The organism is Aeoliella fuhlenseeensis (genome assembly GCF_052161615.1).
In the GTDB taxonomy this organism is placed as follows: Bacteria; Planctomycetota; Planctomycetia; order Pirellulales; family Lacipirellulaceae; genus Aeoliella.
In genome coordinates this window covers 2745623-2768788 of sequence record NZ_CP197417.1, presented here as the reverse complement: position 1 = coordinate 2768788, position 23166 = coordinate 2745623, and the positions used below count along the sequence as shown (strand labels likewise).

20 protein-coding genes are annotated in these 23166 nt (G+C 58.9%); 12 read left to right on the top strand and 8 right to left on the bottom strand.

Annotated elements, in window-relative coordinates; translation table 11 throughout:
* Window positions 1-2 precede the first annotated feature (2 nt).
* Entirely contained in the window at window positions 3-674 is a 672-nt protein-coding gene (locus tag SH292x_RS10825) for a DedA family protein (RefSeq protein ID WP_442485625.1), read from the top strand.
* 159 nt (window positions 675-833) lie between these two features.
* A complete protein-coding gene (locus SH292x_RS10820) occupies window positions 834-1286 on the top strand; it encodes a hypothetical protein (RefSeq protein ID WP_442485624.1) in 453 nt (150 codons plus the stop codon).
* Between the two features lie 63 nt (window positions 1287-1349).
* On the opposite strand, the gene SH292x_RS10815 is transcribed toward SH292x_RS10820, so the two are convergent.
* Together SH292x_RS10815 and SH292x_RS10810 are read right to left on the bottom strand one after the other, a co-directional pair.
* A complete protein-coding gene (locus SH292x_RS10815; protein WP_442485623.1) occupies window positions 1350-2672 on the bottom strand; it encodes an HlyD family secretion protein in 1323 nt (440 codons plus the stop codon).
* A complete protein-coding gene (locus SH292x_RS10810) occupies window positions 2669-3016 on the bottom strand; it encodes a DUF3302 domain-containing protein (RefSeq protein WP_442485622.1) in 348 nt (115 codons plus the stop codon). Before SH292x_RS10810 ends, SH292x_RS10815 begins: the two co-directional genes overlap by 4 nt.
* Window positions 3017-3248: 232 nt before the next feature.
* On the opposite strand from SH292x_RS10810, the gene cax reads away from it, so the two are divergent.
* Entirely contained in the window at window positions 3249-4316 is a 1068-nt protein-coding gene (gene cax, locus SH292x_RS10805) for a calcium/proton exchanger (RefSeq protein WP_442485621.1), read from the top strand.
* A gap of 33 nt (window positions 4317-4349) precedes the next feature.
* Here cax and SH292x_RS10800 read toward each other — a convergent pair whose 3' ends face one another.
* From SH292x_RS10800 to SH292x_RS10785, 4 genes are all read right to left on the bottom strand, one after another.
* Window positions 4350-5000 carry a hypothetical protein gene (locus SH292x_RS10800; protein WP_442485620.1) on the bottom strand — a complete coding sequence of 217 codons (651 nt, stop codon included), beginning with the start codon at window positions 4998-5000 and terminating at the stop codon, window positions 4350-4352.
* 155 nt (window positions 5001-5155) lie between these two features.
* Window positions 5156-5569 (bottom strand): ester cyclase, encoded by a 414-nt coding sequence (locus SH292x_RS10795; RefSeq protein ID WP_442485619.1) that lies wholly within the window; start codon window positions 5567-5569, stop codon window positions 5156-5158.
* A gap of 70 nt (window positions 5570-5639) precedes the next feature.
* Window positions 5640-6188 carry a cysteine hydrolase family protein gene (locus SH292x_RS10790; RefSeq protein ID WP_442485618.1) on the bottom strand — a complete coding sequence of 183 codons (549 nt, stop codon included), beginning with the start codon at window positions 6186-6188 and terminating at the stop codon, window positions 5640-5642.
* 154 nt (window positions 6189-6342) lie between these two features.
* Window positions 6343-8457, bottom strand: coding sequence for a glutamine synthetase III family protein (locus SH292x_RS10785; protein ID WP_442485617.1), 2115 nt, complete (start codon window positions 8455-8457; stop codon window positions 6343-6345).
* Between the two features lie 701 nt (window positions 8458-9158).
* Here SH292x_RS10785 and SH292x_RS10780 point away from each other — a divergent pair.
* Window positions 9159-9386, top strand: a complete 228-nt coding sequence (locus SH292x_RS10780) for a hypothetical protein (protein WP_442485616.1) — start codon at window positions 9159-9161, stop codon at window positions 9384-9386.
* Between the two features lie 186 nt (window positions 9387-9572).
* Window positions 9573-10703, top strand: coding sequence for a hypothetical protein (locus SH292x_RS10775; protein WP_442485615.1), 1131 nt, complete (start codon window positions 9573-9575; stop codon window positions 10701-10703).
* 178 nt (window positions 10704-10881) lie between these two features.
* Here the strand turns inward: SH292x_RS10775 and SH292x_RS10770 are convergent, their stop codons facing one another.
* Complete coding sequence (locus SH292x_RS10770; RefSeq protein WP_442485614.1) at window positions 10882-12195, bottom strand: NCS2 family permease; 1314 nt, start codon at window positions 12193-12195, stop codon at window positions 10882-10884.
* A 1057-nt stretch (window positions 12196-13252) separates the two neighbouring features.
* On the opposite strand from SH292x_RS10770, the gene SH292x_RS10765 reads away from it, so the two are divergent.
* Genes SH292x_RS10765 through SH292x_RS10755 form a run of 3 tightly spaced genes read left to right on the top strand, consistent with a single transcriptional unit; the run spans window position 13253 to window position 15079 of the window.
* The gene (locus SH292x_RS10765; protein ID WP_442485613.1) at window positions 13253-14434 is read left to right on the top strand and encodes a hypothetical protein; all 1182 of its coding nucleotides are present in this window, start codon (window positions 13253-13255) and stop codon (window positions 14432-14434) included.
* On the top strand, window positions 14353-14739 hold the full coding sequence (locus SH292x_RS10760; protein WP_442485612.1) for a type II toxin-antitoxin system RelE/ParE family toxin: 387 nt from the start codon (window positions 14353-14355) through the stop codon (window positions 14737-14739). The genes SH292x_RS10765 and SH292x_RS10760 overlap by 82 nt, the downstream gene beginning before the upstream one ends.
* 4 nt (window positions 14740-14743) lie before the next feature.
* The gene (locus SH292x_RS10755; RefSeq protein WP_442485611.1) at window positions 14744-15079 is read left to right on the top strand and encodes a helix-turn-helix domain-containing protein; all 336 of its coding nucleotides are present in this window, start codon (window positions 14744-14746) and stop codon (window positions 15077-15079) included.
* A gap of 342 nt (window positions 15080-15421) precedes the next feature.
* Here the strand turns inward: SH292x_RS10755 and SH292x_RS10750 are convergent, their stop codons facing one another.
* On the bottom strand, window positions 15422-15853 hold the full coding sequence (locus SH292x_RS10750; protein ID WP_442485610.1) for a hypothetical protein: 432 nt from the start codon (window positions 15851-15853) through the stop codon (window positions 15422-15424).
* A gap of 808 nt (window positions 15854-16661) precedes the next feature.
* Here SH292x_RS10750 and SH292x_RS10745 point away from each other — a divergent pair.
* The 4 genes from SH292x_RS10745 (at window position 16662) to SH292x_RS10730 (ending at window position 23165) form a co-directional block, all read left to right on the top strand.
* Entirely contained in the window at window positions 16662-16997 is a 336-nt protein-coding gene (locus SH292x_RS10745; protein ID WP_442485609.1) for a PEP-CTERM sorting domain-containing protein, read from the top strand.
* A gap of 386 nt (window positions 16998-17383) precedes the next feature.
* Window positions 17384-18097, top strand: coding sequence for a hypothetical protein (locus SH292x_RS10740; protein ID WP_442485608.1), 714 nt, complete (start codon window positions 17384-17386; stop codon window positions 18095-18097).
* A 421-nt stretch (window positions 18098-18518) separates the two neighbouring features.
* Entirely contained in the window at window positions 18519-19286 is a 768-nt protein-coding gene (locus SH292x_RS10735) for a helix-turn-helix domain-containing protein (protein ID WP_442485607.1), read from the top strand.
* 750 nt (window positions 19287-20036) lie between these two features.
* Window positions 20037-23165 carry a helicase-related protein gene (locus SH292x_RS10730; protein WP_442485606.1) on the top strand — a complete coding sequence of 1043 codons (3129 nt, stop codon included), beginning with the start codon at window positions 20037-20039 and terminating at the stop codon, window positions 23163-23165.
* Window position 23166: the final 1 nt, after the last annotated feature.

Genomic DNA, 23166 nt, shown 5'->3' with positions numbered 1-23166 from the left:
TCATGGTCGGCACGACCGCACCCGTGAACACCCTGATCGATATTTTCCTGCACCTCGACCAGCACCTGGGCGAGCTCACCACGTCGCTCGGCGGCTGGACCTACGTCGTACTGATCCTGATCATCTTCTGCGAAACCGGCCTGGTCGTCATGCCGTTTCTGCCAGGCGATTCGCTGTTGTTCGCCGTTGGCGCGCTTTGTGCCATCCCCGAATCGAACTTGAATCTGGGGCTGATGATGGTGCTGCTGTGCGTGGCGGCCATCCTGGGCGACGCCGTGAACTACGCCATCGGCCGGCACTTCGGTCCGCGCGTATTCGCCAGCGAGACTTCGCGGTTCTTGAACAAAAAGCACCTCGAGTACACGGCCCGCTTCTACGCGCGGCATGGCGGCAAGACGATTATCCTCGCCCGCTTCATTCCCATCATCCGCACGTTCGCCCCGTTCGTGGCCGGCATCGGCAAGATGGACTACCGCCGCTTTGCGATGTTCAATGTCGTCGGGGGTATCGCTTGGGTCGTCGGCTTTCTCACGCTCGGCTATGCCTTCGGCAATTTGCCCTTCGTCAAGGATCAATTTCACTACGTGATCCTCGGCATCATCGTCGTGAGCGTGATGCCTGCGGTGATTGAGTTCCTGAGGTCGCGCGGCAAGGCCGAACCGGTCGGCGAGTGAGCACGCGATCGAATGCTCCCTCGCGTGCCGCGATCAGAGTCGCCGGGTTAGCGTGAAACAATCTCGCTTCGGATCCCCCCAAGCCAAACGCGTGTGGCATGGTATTCGCGGGTCAAGGAAGCGATTATATCCCTCTTCCTCCGCCCTATAGGTGATGCCATGCTACCTACCACCGTCGATCGAGTGCCGGCCAGTACCTGCGAGTCGGTCAATCAGCGTATCCGACAACGAACGCTCGAGAGTATCGAAGGCTACCGAAACGCCGATCGAGCGGCCATCGACCAGCGACTGGCTGAGCTCGATGCCGAGTGGGACATCGAGCGGACGCTCGAAGCCAATGCAGCGACTGCTTGTCTCGTGGGACTGGCTCTTGGAGCCACAACCGACCGGCGTTGGTTCTTCCTGCCTGCCGCTGTAGCGGGGTTTTTGCTTCAACATGCTCTCCAAGGATGGTGCCCGCCCCTTCCGGTGTTTCGCCGCATGGGCGTACGCACCAGCTACGAAATTGATCAGGAACGCTACGCCCTGAAGGCAATTCGCGGGGACTTCGGCGAAGCGAGCAGCAAAGCCTCTGCCCTTACACCCGCTGCCGTGCTAGCAGCCACAGAATAGCATCGCGCCGCAGTAAGGCGTGACGTCCGCTTGATCAGGGTGGTCGCGGGGCAGTCGACGCGCTCAGTGGCCCACGTTGAAGTTCGACAGGAAGAACACGTAGTTCTCCCAACTCTTGATGCGCAGGATGATTCGTCGAACCAGCGACATCGCGTGGAAGTGGTGCGTATAAATCGCGACACTTGCCTGAGATCCGACCGGCATGTTCAGCTCGGCGACATCCTCACCGTATTCGAATTCTACCGGAATATGGCCGGGCGCTTGTCCGGACGTGACCGACTGCAACTGACCGCTCGCCACGAATTGGCCTTCCGGAATGATCGGAAGCACTTGCTTTACCTTTGCTTTGAAAATGCGGCCCGGATACGACTTGAAAGCAAGCTCTGCTTCGAGCCCCGGTTCGATCAAGGGAATGACGTTCTGCGGAAAGGTTGCGATGAATCCAGGACTTTCCTTCGGCACGAACACCATCGGCGAAGTCAACGGAAGTGGTGTCGCCATCTGGCCGGGCCGAAGGCCGACGTACGTTACGTAGCCATCCGAAGGCGCACGGATCACCGTTTCGGCGAGTTCCCAGCGTTTGAGTTCCAGCTGCGCCAGAGCTTGGCGAACCTCAGGGTTCATGCCATCGCTCTCGGCCTCTAGCGCCAAGCGTGCTTCGCGCTCGGCGGCCTGGGCACCCGTCAGCGCTTCGCGGGCCGCTTGAAGTCGATTCCCGCCAGACGCAATCTTCTCTTTCGCCGCCTGCTCTCCCGAAATCGCTTGGTCAAGTTCAGCCGTCAGCGTCGCCACTTGGGTCTCCGAGGCTTCAAAATCCCTCTCGGAAATTGCCCTAGTGGGGAGCAATTCGCGGTTTCTATCTAGATTCGTTTGTGCAAACTTCAACTGACTTTGGATTTGCTTGATCTTGTCTTGAGATTGCTTCAGGGAAATTCGCGCTTGCCGGTCGTACTCCGATTCCGTGACCAACAAGTCGGCTTCCGCGGAGCGGCGGGCCGCTTCAGCGGCGGCCAGGCGTTCGCTCAACTGCGACACCTGCGTATTCATTCCCTCGAGCACCGCTTCCAGGCGGTCGACTTCCAACTCGTAGGGCAGGGGATCGATGCGGAACAGTTCGTCCCCTTCCTTCAAAGGTTGGTTGGGGGTCACTGGCACTTCAATCACCGTACCACGGACCTGCGGAACGATTTGTGTCACGGCAGTATAAAAGCGACCATCGTGCGACACGGGGTGGCACATCGACAGCAGAATCATGATGCCCATGAACAGCACGATGCCACCCAAGATGGCGGTGCAGACGGTGTAGGTGGTAACCGGAAGGAGCTTGAACTTCTTGAACACCAACCAGCAGGCGACACCGTAGGTGCCGATGATGAGCTCGATCATACCTTGCCTGCTTTCTTCGTATTCTTGTCCATCTGCTGCTCGACGAAACGCAGCTTGCTTTCTAGCTCTTTAAGTCGCTTATCGACTTCGGGATTCGACCTCGCCTCATCCGCCACGGCAACCTCAATGGGGCCTTGCTTTGAAACCGCCCAGATAAAGACCAGCGGCCAAATAGCGTGCAACGTGAACAAGCTTAGCCAGCCCGCGACGTGGATCGCTTCCTTCTGCGGATGATTGCGATGCTTCGCCGCTTCGTACGGAATGTCGTGAATGTAGATGAACGTGTAGAACACAGCGACCAGCCCCATCAACAGGATGGCGAGCGATAAGTAGTCGAGGAACATGAAGGCACCTTACTTGAACGACCCCGCTGGAAGCAACGAAAGAAGAGAATGGTTGCTTCGATCACATGATCGTAGGTCTGGGCGATGCCGTTGTAAAGCAGTCGGAGAAAACAGTTCGAGAGCTAGCGACTTCCCTACTGGGCCTGCCTGCTTGTATCCGTGCCCGGGCGGGTTCATACTTCCAACAGCGTCGTCCGGTGCTCGAGGTTCTTTAGCTGCGGAGGGGGGCGTGATGAACTGGCTCTTCGTCTTTCTGCCCATTACGGTGGCCCTTGAGCATTTTGCCCCCGACCAAAGTACGTGGATCTTCGCCTCCGCGGCACTGGCCATTATGCCAATCGCCGGCTGGATGGGGCGGGCAACCGAGCAGCTTGCCGAGCGAACGGGCGAGGCCATTGGTGGTCTGCTAATCGCAACGTTCGGAAATGCAGCCGAACTCATTATCTGTTTGGCAGCGGTGCGCGCTGGACTTTACGACGTGGTCAAGGCATCACTCGTCGGCTCCATTGTGGGTAATATCCTTCTGGTGATGGGTTTGGCCATGCTGATCGGGGGGCTCGGCAAGGGCGAGCAACACTACAATGCCATCGCGGCGCGCTCTCAAGCTACGATGCTCGCGCTGGCCGTCGTCGCGTTGATCCTACCCGCTGCGTTTCGCCTCGCGATGGGCGAACAACATACGCCCGAGCTCGCCTCGATCAGCCTTTGGATATCGGTGGTTCTCATCGCCGTTTACGCGGCCAACATGACCTTCACGCTGCTCGCTCAGCCCAAGGCTGTCGCCGATGAAGCGAGCAGCATAAAGACGGCACACCCCTCCAAACTATGGAGCATTCATCGTGCCGTGTTGACTCTCTGCGGTACTACGATTGGCATCGCTTGGATGAGTGAGATCCTCGTCAAAGCTATCGAGCCCGCGTCCGAACGACTTGGGATCAACGACATGTTCGTCGGTGTGTTTGTCGTCGCCGTGCTAGGCAACGCGGCCGAGTACGCGACAGCGGTTGTCGCTGCCTCAAAAGATCGCATGGAACTCGCCATCTCCATCGCCATCGGCTCCAGCGTCCAAGTAGCGCTGTTCGTCGCGCCGGTGCTGGTGCTTTTAAGCTACGTCTTCGGCCCCACACCCATGGACCTTGCGTTCTCGGGAGGGCTGGTGCTTTCCATCACGTTGGCCGTTTGGATCACCGGCCAACTGGCTGGAGATGGCCGCTCAAATTGGCTTCGCGGCGTGCAGCTCCTGGCAGTTTATCTCATCTTGGCTATCGTATTCTTCTTCGCCCCGGGTGTCGCGTCTTGATGAGTCGCTGCGGCTAGAACAACGTGCCAGCCGCTACCCCAGCGCTATTCCATGCTCCGCCGCAAACTGCTGCTGCGTCTCCGCGCTGATGAAGTAGATCTTCTTCCCCTCCCAGTCGAGCGTCGCCCCCGCCGCAAACTTGGGAAAGCGGACCAGAGCGACCGGGTCTTCGACCATGTGGTCCTTCAGGTAGTAGCCGTTTTCATGCAGCGCGACGTACGCCTTCACGAAGTCCACTAGCCGATCGTCAATCCAGCTCGCGATCTCTTCCTTGTCAATCGCCTCGATGGGCCACTCGGCTTCTTTGTGCGAGTCGAACGCCATCAGTACCGGAATGATCTCCAGGTTGTAGTCCAAAATCAGCTTGCGAACTTCGCGGTCGGTGGACGCCGAGAGGCGCAAGCGGATGTTGGCGAGCTCCGATCGAAACGTGAACGTCGCCTCGCGCCCTGAAGTCGTGACGTGCGGCGTTACTTCCACACGATCCCCGAACCGCTTGACGAAAGCATCCAGTCGCGGCTTCCAAATGGCCTGCAGTTCCGCGAGTTGTGTCTCTAGCAGCGCGAGCCGTTCCTGCCTCCCCTGATAGTCGTGCAGATACGTTTCCTGAGCTTGCTTCAGCCGGTCCTTCGTCGAGTTGAGCTCCGCTTCGATTCTCTCGAGCAGCGAATTAATGTCTGGCATCTGAGCATCCCCAAAAGACAAGGTGAGACGGGCGTTTCGATTAACACGCCGTTAGGCGCATTATGTCACCGGGTCGCTGGGCTTGGGCAGTCCCCTGGGGCAAGAATCGTGCAACCGGCACCTAACCCGAGTCCACAACAAGGACTCCCTGCGCTCTAGCCCTTAGGAAACGCGCCAAGCTGCGCCATGAGTCCCAAAGCATCCATGATGATTCGTGTGTCTTTAATCTTGGTGCCTTCGAACCGATCGATGACCACGCCCCAGACCTTGACCGACCGTCCCGTGGCGGGCACGCCAAAGAATTCCGCTTGATGGGTTCCGGTCCACTCGAACCGTGTCACCACTTTGTCCCCCTCGGCAATTTGCTCCTCGACCGCCCAATGGATGTCGGGAAACGCAGTTCGCATGCCGCGCAGCACATCGTTAAGACCTGCTAAGCCGGGCCCCTGATCTGGCAGCGGAACTTGTTCGACCATATCGTCCCAGAAGAACTCACTGGACGATTCGAACTCTCCCTTATTGATGACGGAGTCCAAGAAGGCTCGAACAGTTGCTTTGTTGTCTTGCATAGCGATGTCTTTGGACGTTTCCTCGCCCGTCCTGCCGTTTCAGTTGCGTGTGGCTCGTCGGGCCGATCGACTAGCCCGCCAAGAATTCATCGGTCGATAGCGTCTTGGCATAGCCGAACTGGAGGGCCGCCATGAACGCTGCATGCGCATACTCGGCGGGAACCTTCACGCCATCGAACTCCAGGTCACGCGAAGCGCACGCATCGTGAATCACCGTGCAGCCGTAGCCAAGATCGTTGGAGGCTCTGGTTGCCGCGTCGACGCACATGTGACTCATCGCACCACAAATCACCACGTCCTTCATATCGTGCTGCTTCAGAATGTCGTTCAGCGCCGTCTCGCGATACGAATTGATATGGTGCTTCAGCACGACAGGTTCGCCGGGCAAGTTCTGGGCCTTCGGATGAATCTGAGCCCCTTCGCTGCCGGGAGCGAAGAAGGGCGCATCGGCCGTGGGAAACTCGTGGCGAATATGCACCACCAACTGTCCGTCTTCACGCGCCGCGGCAAGCAACCGCGCAGCGTTGTCCGCCGCCGCGTCGATCCCGCTCAGCGCCCAGCGCCCCCCCGGGAAGTAGTCGTTCTGCACGTCAATCACAATCAGGGCATATCGCGGCATTAGGTGGTTCCTTGTTGTTAACCGTACCGCAATCGTAACCTCCGAAGGATCGTCTCTCAATTGGACGTGGATGACGACCCAACAAAAAAAAGGGGCGGCGATGTCCGTAGACATCGCCGCCCCTCGCGTGATCAAGCGGAAGTTTCCCCCTTCCCTACTTGATGAACAGCATCTCCTGGTAGGTCGGCAGCGGCCACAGGTCGTCGGCCACGTAGCCTTCGAGCGCGTCGGCGTACGAACGAACCTTGTTCATCGCCGGCAGCACGGCTTCGCAGCAATGCTTGGCCTCGGCCATCAGTTCGCCCGAAGCCGGTTCGGCGGTTGCCGATTCCAACTCGGCGACGGCGTCTTGCAGCGACTTCACCAGGCTGGTCATCACGTCGAGCGTGTCGGTGTCGAAGTCGTAGCCCAGCATCTTCAGGTTCGCACAGGTCGATGCCAGTTCGCTCTGGTACCGCACGGCGGCCGGGAAGATCATGGTCCGGGCCATCTCGATCGTCAGCTTCGCTTCGACGCTCACCGACTTGACGTACTGCTCGGTGTAAATGTCCAACCGGCTTTCGAGCTCACGCTCGCTCAGCACGTTGTACTTCGAGAACAGCTCTTTGACCTCGGGGGTTTCGAGCGCGGGAAGGGCGTCGACCGTGGTCTTGAGATTCAGCAGTCCACGCTTGGCGGCTTCTTCGTGCCACTCCTGGCTGTAGCCGTCGCCGTTGAACACGATCGAGCCATGCTCGTTCATGATCTCGGTCAGCAGCTTCTGCAGCTCGCCGTGCAGCTTGCTGGGGTCGCCACCAGTGGCTTCCTCCAGGCGCGTCGCACAGAAGTCGAGCGACTCGGCGACGATGGTGTTCATCGCCACGAGCGGACCAGCGATCGACTGGTTCGAACCAACCGCGCGGAACTCAAAACGATTGCCCGTGAAGGCGAAGGGGCTCGTGCGATTGCGATCGCCAGCGTCCTTCGGCAACGGTGGCAACACGTCCACACCGACGGTCAGGGTGCCGCGAGGAATCGACGACTTGGCACCACCGGCCTTGATCTGCTCGAACACGTCGGCCAGCTGGTCGCCCAGGAACACCGACATGATCGCTGGCGGGGCCTCGTTGGCACCCAGGCGATGGTCGTTGCTCGCCGAAGCCACCACAGCACGCAGCAGACCCTGGTACTTGTGGACGCCACGGATCGCGGCGGCGCAGAACAGCAGGAACTGAGCGTTGTCGTGGGGGGTCTCGCCCGGATTGAGCAGGTTGCCTTGCGACGAGCTGCCCATCGACCAGTTGACGTGCTTGCCCGAACCATTGACGCCAGCAAACGGCTTCTCGTGCATCAAGCACGCCATGCCATGCTTCTCGGCCACCTTCTTCAAGGTGGTCATGATCAGCTGCTGGTGGTCGGTCGCGATGTTGGCGAATTCAAACAGCGGGGCAATTTCGTACTGTGCCGGTGCCACTTCGTTGTGACGCGTCTTCACCGGAATGCCCAGCTTGAACAGTTCGCGCTCGACTTCCAGCATGAACGCCAGCACGCGGTCGGGGATCGCACCGAAGTAGTGATCCTCGAACTCTTGTCCCTTCGGAGGCTTCGCACCGAACAAAGTCCGGCCAGCATTCAGCAGGTCGGGGCGGGCAAAGAAGAAGTTGCGATCGACCAGGAAGTACTCCTGCTCGGGACCAGCGGTGGACGAAACCATCGCCCCGTCGGTGTGGCCGAACAGCTTCAAGATGCGCTGAGCTTGCTTGTTGAGAGCCTGCATCGAGCGGAGCACGGGGGTCTTCTTATCGAGCGCTTCGCCAGTCCACGATACGAATGCCGTGGGAATGCACAGCGTGGTGCCGTTGGCGTTCTCGAGAATGTAGGCCGGGCTCGTTACGTCCCAGATGGTATAACCACGCGCTTCGAACGTCGCGCGGATACCACCGGACGGGAAGCTCGAGCCGTCGGGCTCGCCCTGGATCAGTTGCGATCCGGTGAACTCGGCAATCGCGCCACCCTCGCCATCGGGCGACAGGAAGCTATCGTGCTTCTCGGCGGTAAGGCCGGTGAGGGGATAGAAAACGTGGGCGTAGTGCGTAGCACCCTTTTCAATCGCCCAGTCCTTCATGGCCGAAGCCACGGCGTCGGCTACCGAAGGATCGAGCTTCTCGCCCGACTCGATAGTCCGCATCAGAGACTTGTAGACGGGCTTGGGCAGACGCTTCTTCATCACCTGGGGCGAGAAGACGTTGCAATTGAACAGCTCGCCAGTCGGTTCCGCCAGGAAGTTCATTGGAGGGGCGCTGGGCTTGTAGTTCGTTACGGCTGCAATCGCTGCCATACGAGGAGAGCCCATCGATCCCCGCGCCGGGCCGCCACCCACCGCCGGGGAGTAGTTCGAATTCGTACTTGCGCCGTCACGAATCGCAGTTCCCATAACCTCACACACCTTTACGCAACAGAAGGAAACAAGACGCAGCCACCTCAGAAGGGAAGGTTGCTGCTAGACAAGGCATCCGAGCCCGCCGGTGCCGCCAATCCGTGCGGCCAACTAGTAAGGACGCTGCAAATTAAGTGCCCAGCATGCTATCAAACGGCCCCACTAGAACGTCTGTGAGGCAAAAGTCAAGCGAATTCGCGAGAAAACGCCCCCGCACGGTGTTCCGAGTCACGCAAATTCCCACCCCCGACGCCACGAGATTGCACGAATCGGGGCACGCCGTGCCCTCTCACTAGGCGGCCCGCATCACCCGGGCAGCCGCCAGAGCTTCCCCCGTCCGCAGCGCGAACCTACACGCTTTCCACAACCCCATCGCTGCGGGTGGCCGGCATTTTGTGGTGCTTCTCGCAAACCGATGGACGTGGGACTGGACGGAAGTTTTAATTTAGATAGCGTTATGTGAGCGAGACGCCCGTGGCGGACGGGAGGCCTCGCGTTAGCCGCCCGTTACGGCGGCCGAGGACTTTGGGCATCCGCGACCAGGAGGACCTGCGATGGTCTCCACCAACGCTACCATTCGCTCGCCACGCGAGCCACGACCCGAAAACTACCAGCTCGTCGAACTCGACGAGTTCTGCGAGCTGCTGCTCGGCTTTACGCATCTCGAACGGGCCGACGACCCCGCCAATGGCATGCGCGGCCTCTACGACGAGGCCACCGGTATCACGTACGTCATCGAGCGCGAGAAGCTAGCCCGCCACGCCGCCCATCGGCCCAGGTAGCGATTCTACCTTCGCTCGCGTTGAGCTCTATTTCGCAAAATAGCCCCGAGCAAGCCAGCTAGGGAAACACTCGCAGTGTCGCTAGCATCTCTCGCTAGCACCGCGCAACTCCATTGACCCACCGCGGGCGAGACTCTACTCTCCGACGCGCCGTTGGCCATTGCTTTTCCTCTTCGCTTCGCTGCCATGACTGCTCACGACGATCGGTTCCGTCGCCAGGGTTGCGCAGCCAGCCGAATCCGCTGGTTCGTCGCAATCGCTTGCGCGCAGCTACTGGTCACCGCCACGGCGCTCGCCGACGACGTCGTCATTCCTTCGTTCGACACCACTGGCAGCGTCACGCAGTGCGCTGACTGGCCCGAACAATATGACGACGCGCCCACGGCTTACGCCGAGCTACCGCTCGAGGGCCCCGCCGAGCCAATTCCCTCCCAGCCATCGTCCACGCTCACGCCCGAAGAGCTCGAGGCGTTCGCCGAGATGGAAGAAGAGGGTGAGGTGGTGATGATCGATCCCAACACGCCGCTCGGCGACGACGGCGAAGTCTTCATGCCCTATTTCCCCGCCGATCGCGTGCTCGGATACAACACCACGACAAACGCCACCACCTGGATTCCCGGCGACAAAGACAAGTTCGGCTGGGTGAGCCTCGAGAACTTCGCCACCATTGGCTACGGCCGCGAAGCCGGTTGGTCGTTTGGCACGGGGTTTCATTTTCTCGATGGCCCCGCGTCGGTCGATATGCCACCGCGGCTCTTCGACTTCAGCATGGGCTACCAGCGCATCGAGTGGCTGCGGCCGAACCTCGGTTGGGACTTCCTGTTCCGCGTCGGCGTGTTCAGCGACTTCGAAGGAAGCGCCGACGAAGGACTCCGCTTCCCCAGCCACCTAGTCACCTACTGGAAGATGACCCCCACGGTCACCATGCTCTTAGGCGTCGACTACCTCGACTGGGACACCATTCGCATCCTGCCGGTCGCTGGCTGGACGTGGGTTCCGACGGACGACTTCCGCGTTGACGTGGTGTTCCCACGCCCCAAGGTCGCGATGCGTATCCGCGACACCGACACCTGGCTCGCGATCGGCGGCGAACTCGACGGCGGCACCTGGGCCATCGAACGCCAACGGTCCATCGACGACAACGTCACCTACCAAGATCTCCGTCTCGTGTTTTCCATTGAGACCCGTCACGGCGATTGCGTCGGTAGCGCCCTCGAACTCGGCTACGTCTTCGACCGCAAACTCGAATACAGCTCCGGCACCCCCGGCCTCGACCCCACCGAAGCCCTCATGCTCCGCTACGCCATGCGGTACTAGGGAAGTTAAATTGTCCTTCGGGTGCCTGGACCCCGCCCCTCTGTCATCCTGAGGGAGCCCCGGCGACCGAAGGATCTCCTTTGCCAATGACAAAGCGTTCCTCAGGGACGAGATTCTTCGCGTCGCATTACTCCCCTCAGAATGACAAAGTTGTCACTTACTCACTTACTCACCGATACTACTCCACCCAAAAATACCCCCCAAACGCCGCCGCCACTCCCGCCATCAACCAATTCACCTCACGCACCTTCCCAGTCAGCAGCTTGATCAACACGTACGCGATCACGCCATAACCAATGCCGTGGGCGATGCTGAACGTCAGCGGGATCGTCAGCAGCGTGATGAACGCCGGGATCGCCTCGTCGAGCTGGTCGAAGTCGAGCTCCGCGAGTGGCTTTACCATCAACAGGCCCACCAGGATCAATGCCGGCGCGGTCGCGGCTGCCGGCACCGCGGCGGCGAGCGGGGCGAGGAAGATCGCCAGCAAAAAGAACAGCCCCACGAACACCGAGTGCAGCCCCGTCCGAGCCCCCTCGGCCACCCCCGCGGCCGACTCGACGTAGCAAGTCACCGAGCTCACGCCGAGCAACCCACCAATACTCGCGCTCAGCGAATCGACGATCAGCAGCCTCCGCACGCCCGGTATCCGTCCTCGTGAGTCCATGAGCTTCGCCTCCTCGGCCACTGCAGTCGCCGTGCCGAGCGTGTCGAAGAAGTCGACCATCAACACCGCAAACAACACCGGCACGAGCTCCCAACGCAGCGCCCCGCGCACGTCGGCTTGCATTGCTACTTCGAACGAAGGCAACTGCCATGCCCCGGTCCATGTAACCTGACCCGACATATACGCGATGAGCGTGGTCGCGGCGATGCCCAGTAGCAGCGCCCCGCGCACGCGCCGCGCCATCAGCACGGCGGTGATCACCAGCCCCGCGAGGGCGATCGCCGTGGTTGGTTCATGAACACTCCCCGCCGCCAGCAGCGGACCGGCCGGCGGGGCAGGGGTTCCTTGAACGACGATCCCCGCGTTCGCCAGACCCAAGAGCGCAATGAACAACCCAATGCCCGCCCCAATCGCCAAGCGCAACGCGCGCGGAATCGCCTCGAGCACCGCCTCGCGTAAACCCACCAGAACCAAGAGCAGGATGATTAGCCCTTCGACCACCACCAGCCCCATCGCAGCCTGCCAACTCCCAGCCTGCTGAGCGACCCCAAACGCAATGATCGCGTTGAGCCCCATGCCACTCGCCATCGCAATCGGCACGTTCGCCACCAGCCCCATCAGCAGCGAACAAATCCCCGCAGCGAGCGCCGTGCAGGCGACCAACGAGCCAAGCGACCCCACGCCCACCACCTGCGACAAAATCCCCGCATTCACCGGCAGGATGTACGCCATGGTCAGGAACGTGGCGACCGCCCCCCGCAACTCCGCCACCACGCTCGAAGGCCGCCCCAAGTTGTCCGCGAGCAAATAACGAAGATCCATCCGCATACGACAACTCTCCCGCGCCCGACAGTGTTGAAGAAAAGCGTGGAGTATATCCGCTAAACCCCCGCTGTCATCCGCCCCCAGATGTAGGCCGCGATCAAGCGAAGCGCCGATCCGGCACTTCCCGCTCACCCCCAACGCGTTGTCGTGCCCCGGTTAAAAGGTAAGTGAATCTGCCGACTGGTGGGACGAACTCTCACCGTCCACTTAGCCACGCCGGCAGAACCATTTACCCTACGCGCTACTTGCCCTACGCACTAGGGTTTTTACCCTATCGCACTCGCCTGCCGCCACGAACTCCGAGGTCGGTTTCTAACCATCGTAGCGAGTGCCGCGGTTGTTGCTGGCGGGCCCGCGCTATTGGGGGTGGGCGTGGCGAAAAATCCTTCGGACGCCCGCCGGCCGTCGAGGGCTCCGCGCAGTAGGCTTAAGCATCCACCCCACCCCGGAGCCTCGACTTCCATGCGAACGCTGTTTCTAACCGTCCTGATGTGCTTCGCAGCCCTCTTCGCTCTCATTTGCTCGGTGCAGTGCGCACAGAACGTGATGGCTGAAAATTGGGGTCCCGCGGTAATGCTGGGGGGCATCTCCTTCGTCCTGTGCCGCCTCATTTGGCGAACCGCCACAGGTACCGACCCAGCGGCCAAGCCATCGCCTCCGCAACCCGCCCCGACGCAACCGAGCTAGCGGCCACCCCGCGAGCCACCACGTAGCATGGTCGCCCCGACCATGTAGAACGACGAGTGAACGTCGCCCCATGATCTTCACCCTCCCCCCGGGAGGGTCGCGCTATAAGCGCGGGGAGGGTAGGCCCAGGGCAGTGCTTCGAACAACTGACAAGCTCTCCCCAAGCTTAACTAACACCGTGGGCCCACTCCCATCCCGCGAACTTGTTGTTGCACGTTGGAATTGTCAATGGAAATGACGAGGCAACACACGACGAGCTAGTAGTGGCACCCGGCGGACCAGTAGGTTAACTTGCTAGCTGAGAATGTTGATGGCAGCTGGGCCGACCATCGGAGGGCTGCTTCCATTTTGCTTTCAGTTAGGGGAGACGAAAGTGGCTCGAATTTGCTGTTATTCACTCGTAGCGCTAATTCTCGCGACACCTTGCGCTGCTGTTGTTGTTGAACCGTCCACTCCTTTTGCCAAGCAATATAGGCTGATTGACTTAGGAACGCTCGGCGGTGAGAGAGATAGGAGCTCTGCGACCGACATCAACGAGGCGGGTACGGTCGTCGGATACAGTGAAACTCCGAACGGACGGCGAGCATTTGTGTGGACGCCTACGGACGGTATGCAGGCTTTGGGTGGCATCGAGGGCGGCTACCAGTTTAGTGTCGCCAATGCCATCAATGACTTAGGCCAAATAGTGGGGCAAGTTCGGTCAGATGGAGATTACGCGTACCTGTGGAACAGCCCCAACGACGCTCGAGACTTAGGTACTCTGCATCCCGAGGGACCCGGTTATGGCAGCAAGGCGCTTGACATTAACAATCGTGGGCAAGTAGTGGGAGAAAGCGCCTATTCTCTTGGCAGTCGGGCATTCATTTGGAGCGAGGCTACGGGAATGCAGTCGTTGGGCACCCTGGGACCGATCAACACCGACAATCAAGCTCGCGGCATCAACGAACTGGGACACGTCGTTGGCTTCGCCAGTACAAACTTTACGAACGATCATGCGTTCTACTGGACACCCGAATTAGGAATGCAGGATATCGAAGCGGACCCCAGCGACACCACGCGCCAGAGCTACGCGAGTGCGATAAACGATCGGGATGAAGTGGCTGGTGATCGTTTGGGCCAAGCGGACGCTTTCTACTGGACCTCAGCCGGGGGGATGGAACCGATCGGTGACCTGCCCACCGCCAACGATCTGAGCTTAGCGTTCGACATCAACAATCATGGTCATATCGTAGGCCGGGGACAGACCAATTTCGGTGACCATGCTTTTATTTGGTCCGGCGCCGAAGGAATGATGGACTTAAACGATTTGCTCGACGAATCGGGAGAGGGCTGGACAGTAGAAATCGCTTACGGCATCAACGATCGCGGGATGATTGTTGCCTATGGAAGCAACAACTTCGGCCAGTTTGGGCGCACTTTGAATCGCGCAGTTCTGCTTGTACCCGTGCCCGAGCCCTCGGGGAGATCTCAATTGTGTTTGGGGGTCCTGCTGGTCGGCTTAGCTGTTTCGACGCTCAATTGGCGAAGAGGCTTGCCGGGGAAGGCGATTCGTTAGAAGTTCTCCGCACCTTCCCGGTGAACGTACGTCGCGAGTTCGGCCTCGATATTCGCCGACTCCAGCAAGGTGGCCGCCCCCTATCCAGTCGCCCAATGCAATCGGTGGGAAAACGTGTATTCGAACTGAAACAGCGGGACGACGCGGGCTGGTATCGTGTGATTTACTTGACGAGAGTCGGCAACACCTACTACATGCTGCATAGTTTCAAGAAGCAATCGGCCAAGACTAGCCAAAACGACTTGGCGATCGCTGAAAATCGACTGAAGGATGTTCGCAGTCGCCTAACGAGGAACAAGGACTAATCTCATGCCCCAATCTAAACTCAAGCCAAAATCTAAATCGAGCCACGTTTCGACTTCCGCGACGCTCTGGGACGACCTCGGGTTTTCGGCCGAAGAAGCGGCCGTGATGGAACTAAAGTTGTCGTTGCACAACGAGATCATGAAGGTGGTCGAGCGGAGCCACCTCCGCGCCCGCGACCTCGAGCGAGTTCTCGACATCAGCCAACCCCGTGCCAGCGAACTGATGAACGGCAAGATCTCGCACATGACCGCCGACCGCCTCACCAAGTACCTCCACCGCCTCGGCCGTTCTGTGAAAGTAACGACCAAAAAGACCGAGCCCGCCGCGAGCCTCCGCTAGCGCTGCGAACAGACACCCCAGGCTTTTCACCCCCGTAGCATGGTCGCCCCGACCGTGTAGAACGACGATCAAACGCCGCGCCAGATTCTTCACCCTCCCCCTTTGCGGGGAGGGTCGGACGCCCTCTCACAATAACAACGGCGGCCGGGGAGGGGGTCTGCCCAGCGCAGTGCTCCCCCCACCCGATACGTTCTCCCCAACTCCAACAAACACTGCTGGTCCACTCCCGACCGGCGAACTCGTCGTTGCACGCTTGACACTTCAACGGAAATGACGAGGCGAAGCACGACGAGCCAGCAGTGGCACCCGGCGCTCTCCAGGCGGCTTGCAGTCCAACCACGCTTAATGCTTTTCTTTCTGCCAACGTCGCAATCGGCAGACGTATGCCCAAAGTTTTTTACGCCACGAATCTGTCAACTTCAGGATGCGGTGTTCGCTGAGCGAAATCTCTTCGATGGCGCGGTTGTATTCTCGCCGCGCGATCTCAAGTTGTTGGTTTGCCTCCCGGTCGATAGCAACGTCTCTGCTTCCTACGAGACTAGTAGCGGCAAACCCTCTCTCCGTAAGGTCTTTTCGCGACTTCCCCTTCTGAATTCTCGCGGCATCGGCCACGCTCTTCTCTAAGTCTTGCAATCGCTCCCCGAGAATCTCACGCTTCAACCGTAGCAAGTCCAAATCAATCTCTGTCAATGGCTGGCGCTTGAGTTCGGCCAGCGTCTCCCCTGTAAACTTTATGAATGCACCAACCAACTCGGTAGTTATTGCGGCATCCATGGCACAAGTCCAAAAGAGGTAATGCAAAATTATGCAACCATTCTAGCCCGCCTGTCTCGTAGCGGGTAGTTACGGTCATCTGCGCCGAAAGCTACTGCCGGTCTGCGAAGTATCGCCACGCCAAATACCTGCCAACCAGCCGGCAGCGTGTAGTGGACCAGCAGTGCTTTCTCAGGACTTTCATCACCACCGTCGAGCCGGCCCCGCACTCTGCTGGCCGAGCGGTTTAGCGGCGGATAGTATATTACCCATGCCGTGGGTGGCCTCCGATCCATTGGCAAAGGCCGACACACCGGCGCGGCCACCCGGGAGTTGGTACGCGCACCCTTCCTCGCGAGAGAGCAGAGTTCTAATGAATTGTACCCTTCAGGCCCGACCTAGCTCGAAGCGATCAGCGTGTACACGAGCGTTTTCTCTGGCGTTGCTTGTTGGGGTCACATTCGCGTCGCCCACTCTGGCGGCGCTCACTCCCATTGGCGATTCCCCCAACGAATGGAACGAGCCCAATCTGCTGGGTACGAATCCATTCCCTGGGAACCCGAACCCCTCGGTCCTTCAGACGTTGTATGGGGAGCAAAACCTCCGACGTGTGGACGACTCGTTCGATCGCCTGTTCCAGTTCACGCAAGACGTCGCCAGCATCCGCCTCATGGCGAAGCAAGCTACCAATCAAATCAAGTTCGGTGTGGACACAACCCCTACGCCCTCCTTCCTATTGGACGTAGGTCGGTATTTTGAGGGGATCCGTCCCCGTGTCCTAAGGCCAGATAGAGATTCTTGGCGAACCTACACAACCACTGCGAGCCGATTGGATTACCCACCACAATTTCGCCTGCAGATTGAAGATCAGTACGCCAGCGATTTTACCTCGGACCCTAGCCACAACATCGAGGGCAGGGACCATCTCGTTACCTTCCAGATCGTGAGCAACATCGGCTTTCCAGACAATCCAGTCGGCGCCTATGTCCTGGCTTGGGAAGACAGCCACCCATGGAATATGTACTACCAAGACCATGATTTTCAGGACCTCGTGGTCGAAGTAACCGGCATCGCACCCGTTGTGCCGGAGCCCTCTTCGGTCGTGTTGATCCTGCTGGGAATCAGTGCGAGCCTGCTGAGAAGACTCGCGGTCTCCAGGCGGTAGGGTGCCACTGCTGGCTTGTAGAGCATGGTCACTTCAATTCCTTTCGCCGACGAATAAGCTTCCCAAGAGTTCGCCGGCATGCAGCAGACCAGCAGTGCTTTACGAGTGGGGTATCCCGTTCGTCACGTCGGAACTCTGGCTCACAAGCACTGCTGGTCGAGGGATCCAGCGGCGGCGAGTGCTCCATTATCTCTCCTGTCGGCTCCCATCTAGTGACAAAGCACGACGAGCCAGCAGCGGTACCCCGACGCTTCTTGTTGGCAGGCCTATAGATCTTTGCTACGATCCCGTGTCGACGCTTTTTGGGTGGACTGTTCGTTTCTCAAGATTTCATGCGCCGTCAAATAAGTTCGAGTGCTACTACATCAGATACATCGAAGGTAGGTATGGCGTCATTTTCACTGTCAAACAGCCGCCCGTTCCGTTTAGTTCTTGACGAAAATGGTTGCCACAGTTTCGGTGGGCCAGCACAGCATTCGGGCGTTGTTCCGAGCGGCACAAACGTTGCCATTCAACAAGTGATTTCACTTGACTTAACTGACCCGCTGATTCCGATAAAGAGCGACGCACTCGCCTCTAAACTACCGCTGTACTACCCGTTTAAATACGGGTTCGGCGGACCAGACATTCAGTACGAAGTCCGATCGGATTTAGAAATTGATATCTTGCACCTTTCCGATCCGGAACCTGACGACAAGGAATCACTGTATCTTCAAGTAGAAGAACTTCCCTCCGCCCGCCTCAGACTCGAACCACTTACCTATGAACAGGCGCGTATACTCGGCTTTCGACGAACAAACGGATACTTCCAGCCAAATGATGAGGACCGCGAAATCCTTTCACAATTAGACGTGAAACACCTGATCGAACTCGGCGGGCGACACGATTACATCGTCAATGCGCCCGACGTGATCTGTCGCAATCCCAAGTGCCAGTCCTACGAGCGTCGTGTGTACTTTGACGTAATCGCTATGGTCCCACCAATACCGGTTAACAACGACGATGAGTTCTGGTACGAGTTTCAGGGAGGCGATGTCACGTTTTGCTTTGGATTGTGTCACTACTGCGGAACCATCATCGCGTTTAACGTGGCAACTTAGTCCACGTGGCGCAACTCGCTGGGACTCAGCCACCGTGAAAGGTAGGTGAACCTGCCGGCGGGTGGGGTTTGCTCTACCATCTACCTGCCATGTGCCGGCAGGACCACCGTACCCTACGAGACTTCTCTGGAGTGAGCCGGGTCGTCCCGACCCCGGACTGGGGAAACTACGCTCAACGGGTTCTTTTTAGGCTTCTGGGACAGAGGCGAACCTGGGGTGGGTGGGCAGATCGAGGGGCGGGGGTAGCCGGCGCCTGCGGCTGGGCGTTCAACGCTTGTCTCCTTGTTTTCCAGGCCTTTTTTGCCTGCCGACTTTTTTCACTTTCTTCAAAAAAGTGACTAGAAAGCGCGCGTTGGGTGTGCTCTCATGCGTTCATGCACTATACACATACACCCATATCCCAGTTATTCGTGAGGAAACCATGTCGAGGCCTTTTGTGATTGACGAGAAGAAGAAACAGAAGATTGTCACGATGGTGCACTGGGGGGTCAGCATCACCGCCATTGCCGACTACCTGGGGTGCGATCGGCGGACCATCCAGCGGCTCCGCCGGGAAGATTCGGAGTTCGACGACGAGGTGCGTGCCGCGGGCATTCAAGCCCAGCTCAAGCCGCTCGATTGCTTGCGGCAAGCGGCTTCCAAGCACTGGCGAGCCGCGGCCTACCTGCTCGAACGCGAGGAACGCCGCGAGGCCGAGCGGCACGACCGCCAGCGAGCCGCCGCCCGCCAGGCCCGCCTGGACGCAATCCGCGACGAGGTGAAGCGTGTGATTCAGCCAGTGTATTACGACCCGCGCACGCGGATCGAGGTCGAGCTGAAGCTCGAGGCGTTGTTCACCGACTCCACGACCACTCCGCACACGAACACGAAGCGTCCGAAAGCGTCGCGCGAGTTGTTGCCGTCGTGGAGAAAGGCCGCGCTCGCCCTGGAGCAACTAACGCCGCTGGTCGAAGCGGCCCGCCAAGCCCTCGACGATAGCCCCGAACTCGGCGAGGTGCGTTACCGGCCCGAGAAGACCGAACGACCAACCGAGCGACAAGTGGAACCACGCCTCGCACCTCCGGCGACGACGACTACCTCTTTCCCACCACCACCCCCCTTCATCTGCCCCACCAAACGTGGCCGCGGGCCAGGATTAATTCCGAGGGGGTTGGGCAACAGCGACTCCACCTCCCCCTTCGCCCGCTAACCAAAAAAATAAAGTCGCACCTACGGTTTCCCCCTGCGACATTACTCCCGGCACCCGAAGACGCCAAAATGCAAAACACCCCGAGAATCGCTGGGCGAAACGAAGAGGAGGGAAGCGAATGAGAAAGGAGTAAAGTCGCAGTGAATGCAATATTGCGAAAGTGCGACATTACCGGGCTAGAAAAACTGGGCGATGAGGGACTCGAACGATCCCCAGAAAACGAGGCGAATTCAGCAACTCCTGACCCCCGCGGCGCAGAATGCGGCGCATTTGGTGCAAGTTCTCCCCCGATCGACCCTAATCTGGCGATGGTGGCCGAATGCTGGGCGCAGTTGCCGGAAGCCATCCGGGCGGGGATCGTGGCGATGGTGAAGTCAGCGAGTAAGACCGAGTGAGCGAGCGCCGAGCGCTGCAGCGGGCGCTGCAAATGGTGCTGCGGGGTGGCGGGAGAGCAGGGGGGTGGGGTCTTCGGTGCCGGGATTTTTTCCCGGACCCCCAGGGTTGCGCTTGGTTCCGGGGATGATTAACCCCGTGTTCGCTGAGTTGGTGCGATTACTAAGGCCCGGTGTGAGTTTAACTCCACGTTTCAGCCTAGGCTCGTCGACTCTACCAATTAGGGGATTTCTGCTAACGCTGCTGTACCCCTTCACTTCCGGCTTGGACGGTGCGGCTTCCCGACGCTAAACTGGTGGAACCTCTTCGCCCGGAGTGGTACTTGGACTGCCTCAAGTTGCACCACGAGAATCGTAGATGCCCCGACGCCAATCGCAAACTGGAAGCGAACTCTTCATCGTTGACAACAGTGAGGAGGACTGGAAAGTCTCCCGCTACCTGCGCGATTGGTGCGAGCTGTCCAAGTCGATTGACGTGGCCACTGGCTACTTTGAAATTGGCTCTCTGCTTCACCTCGACGGCGAATGGCAGAAGGTCGATAACTTCCGCATTCTCATGGGAGACGAGGTCTCGAAGCGGACCAAAAAAGCATTCGAGGCTGGTCTTGCCGAGGTCCAGAATCGCCTCGACCTAAGCTTGGAACGGGAGAAGTTGAAGAACGATTTCCTCGAAGGGGTGCCAGCCATCGTCGAATCGCTTCGCGCGGGCACCATCCAGTGCCGCGTCTACCGAAAGGACAAGTTCCACGCCAAGTGCTACCTGACGCATGCTCGCCAAGAGGTTGTGGGTTCGTTCGGTTTAGTCGGCTCCTCGAACTTCACGCTGCCCGGCATCACTCAGAATTTGGAATTGAACGTCCAAATCACGGGTACGCCGGTGGCCGTACTTCAGGAATGGTACGAGCAGCACTGGAACAATGCCGAGGACGTGACCCCAGAGATTCTACGCACCATCGAGCGGCATATCGAGCTCTTCACCCCGTTCGATGTCTACGCCAAGGCCCTACAGGAGTTCTTTAAGGGCCACGAGCAGACGGTGGGCGAATGGGAGAGGGAAGAGTCGACCGTCTACCCACTCCTCGCGCAGTATCAGCGCGAAGCTTACCATGCCCTCATGAAGCGGGGGCATAAGTACAACGGCGCGTTCCTATGCGATGGTGTCGGACTGGGTAAGACGTTTGTCGGGCTGATGCTGATCGAACGTCTCATTAAGCACGACCGTAAGAAGGTCGCGCTGATTGTGCCCAAATCGGGCCGTGAAGCGGTTTGGGAGGCGACGCTGCGAAAGTACCTTCCTGAACTCTTTGGCAGGTTCAATAACCTCGAAATCTTCAACCATTCCGATCTGCTTCGCCGAGGCTTGCAAGAGGATCTCGATTCGGTCCGCGATCGCGCCGACGTGGTGCTGATCGACGAGGCTCATCACTTCCGCAATACGGGCACCAAGGGTGAGGACCCTAATGAGCGCAAATCACGCTATTGGCGGCTGTTCGACATCATTGGCGACAAGACGGTGTTCCTACTGACAGCGACACCAGTCAACAATCGTCTGGTCGACTTTCAGCATATGGTCGAGTTGTTCTCTCGCCACGAGCCCTCTTACTTCAGCGACGCGCCCCTGGGTATTCACTCACTGGCTGGGCATATTCGGAAGCTCGAATCGGAGATCGAAGCATCCCTGACTGGCAAAGTAGATGCGCAAGTCGGCCTGTTCGATATGACCGAAGCCGATCAGATCATGGGGCGTGACGACCTGTTCCGCGAATTGGTTGTTCAGCGGAGTCGCGCCTACGTTGTGGAGAGTATGGAGACCGAAGATGGCAGCGCGATGTTCCCCGAGCCCCGGAAGCCTAAAGTCGCCGAGTATTCGGTCAAGCAGACTTACGGCAAGCTGTTAAAGATGGTGGAAGAAGCGTTCCAGAAGCAGAAGCCGCTGTTCTCGCTCGCCATATACTATCCCTTACACTACTACATTGGCAACGATGCCACGATCGACAAGTTCGCTCAAGGTCGTCAGCAGCAAGTAGTATCGCTTATTCGCACGATCTTTCTGAAGCGTTTCGAGAGCTCCGCCGAAGCGTTCAAGCAATCGTGTTGGACGCTGCTCAAAAAGCTGCTCGCCTGGGTGACCGTTCACGCGCAAACCGATGGGGAGAAGGGTCGCCTCGAACGCTGGAAGGCGCAAAACGCGGAACTTATCGACCATGATCCGCAGACTCGTCTTTTCACACTTGGCGACGAGCCGGAGGAGGATTTCATCGAGCCCGAGTTGCTCGAAGCTGTGGAACAGTTGGACCGCGAAGAATACCAAGTTGGCGAGATCATCAGCGAGACGATGCTCGACCTCGACCAGGTCGCCGAATTCTTAAAGGAGCTAGAACAGTTTAAGCCCTCACAGGACAAGAAGCTGACGGCGCTCAAGAACCTGCTCAATAAGGATACGGTTCTCAAGCAGCATAAGGTGCTGATATTCACCGAGTTCATGACCACGGCCCGCTATCTTCGCGAGCAATTGGTCGAAGCCGGTATTAATGGCGTGGAGGAGATCGATAGCGCCACCAGCAGCGATGGACGAGTAAAGATTATTCGACGGTTCGCACCCTATTACAACGGTTCGTCGAGTGGCAAGCTGGCTGACGAGGGACTGGACGAAATCCGCGTGCTCATTTCCACCGACGTGCTGTCGGAAGGGTTGAACCTGCAAGACTGCACTCGCCTTATCAATTACGACTTGCACTGGAACCCCGTCCGCCTGATGCAGCGCATCGGTCGAGTGGATCGTCGCATGAATCCCCACATCGAGGCGGCGATCGTGGCCGATCATCCCGATCAGGAGTCGCTGCGTGGGACGGTAGCCTATTGGAATTTCCTGCCCCCCGACGAGCTCAACGATCTGCTGAGTCTCTATAAGACGGTCACCCATAAGACCCTGCGAATCTCGAAGACGCTCGGCATCGAAGGGGGGCGATTGCTGACGCCCGATGATGACTTTGAGGACCTCAAAAACTTTAACGAGCGTTACAAGGGCACCAAAACGCCCGAAGAGGAAATGCACCTGGAGCTGCAGCGCATGCTCAAAGAGAATCCGGGGCTTGAAGTTCGGTTAAACGAACTACCCGACCGGATATTCAGCGGGCGCGAACGGGTGGCCGGTTCCAGTCGTGGCGTGTTCTTCTGTTACGCCCGACCGGCAGCCGATTCGACGCTGGTCGACGAGGATGGGAACCCCGTTTGGACGCTCGCCGCGGGCGACGTTGCCTGGTACCTGTACGACCTTGCGACTGGCAAGATTCTGGAAGACCCTGCCATGATCGTCGAATTCATTCGCTCGACACCCACGACGCCGCGGCGTTGCCAAGTCGATCGCGCAGAGCTGCAGGGCGTTCGCGAGAAGCTCGACAAGCACGTCAAGAACACTTACCTAAAAAAGGTTCAGGCACCCCTTGGCGTCATGGCGTCGCTGCGGGCCTGGATGGAACTTAATTAGC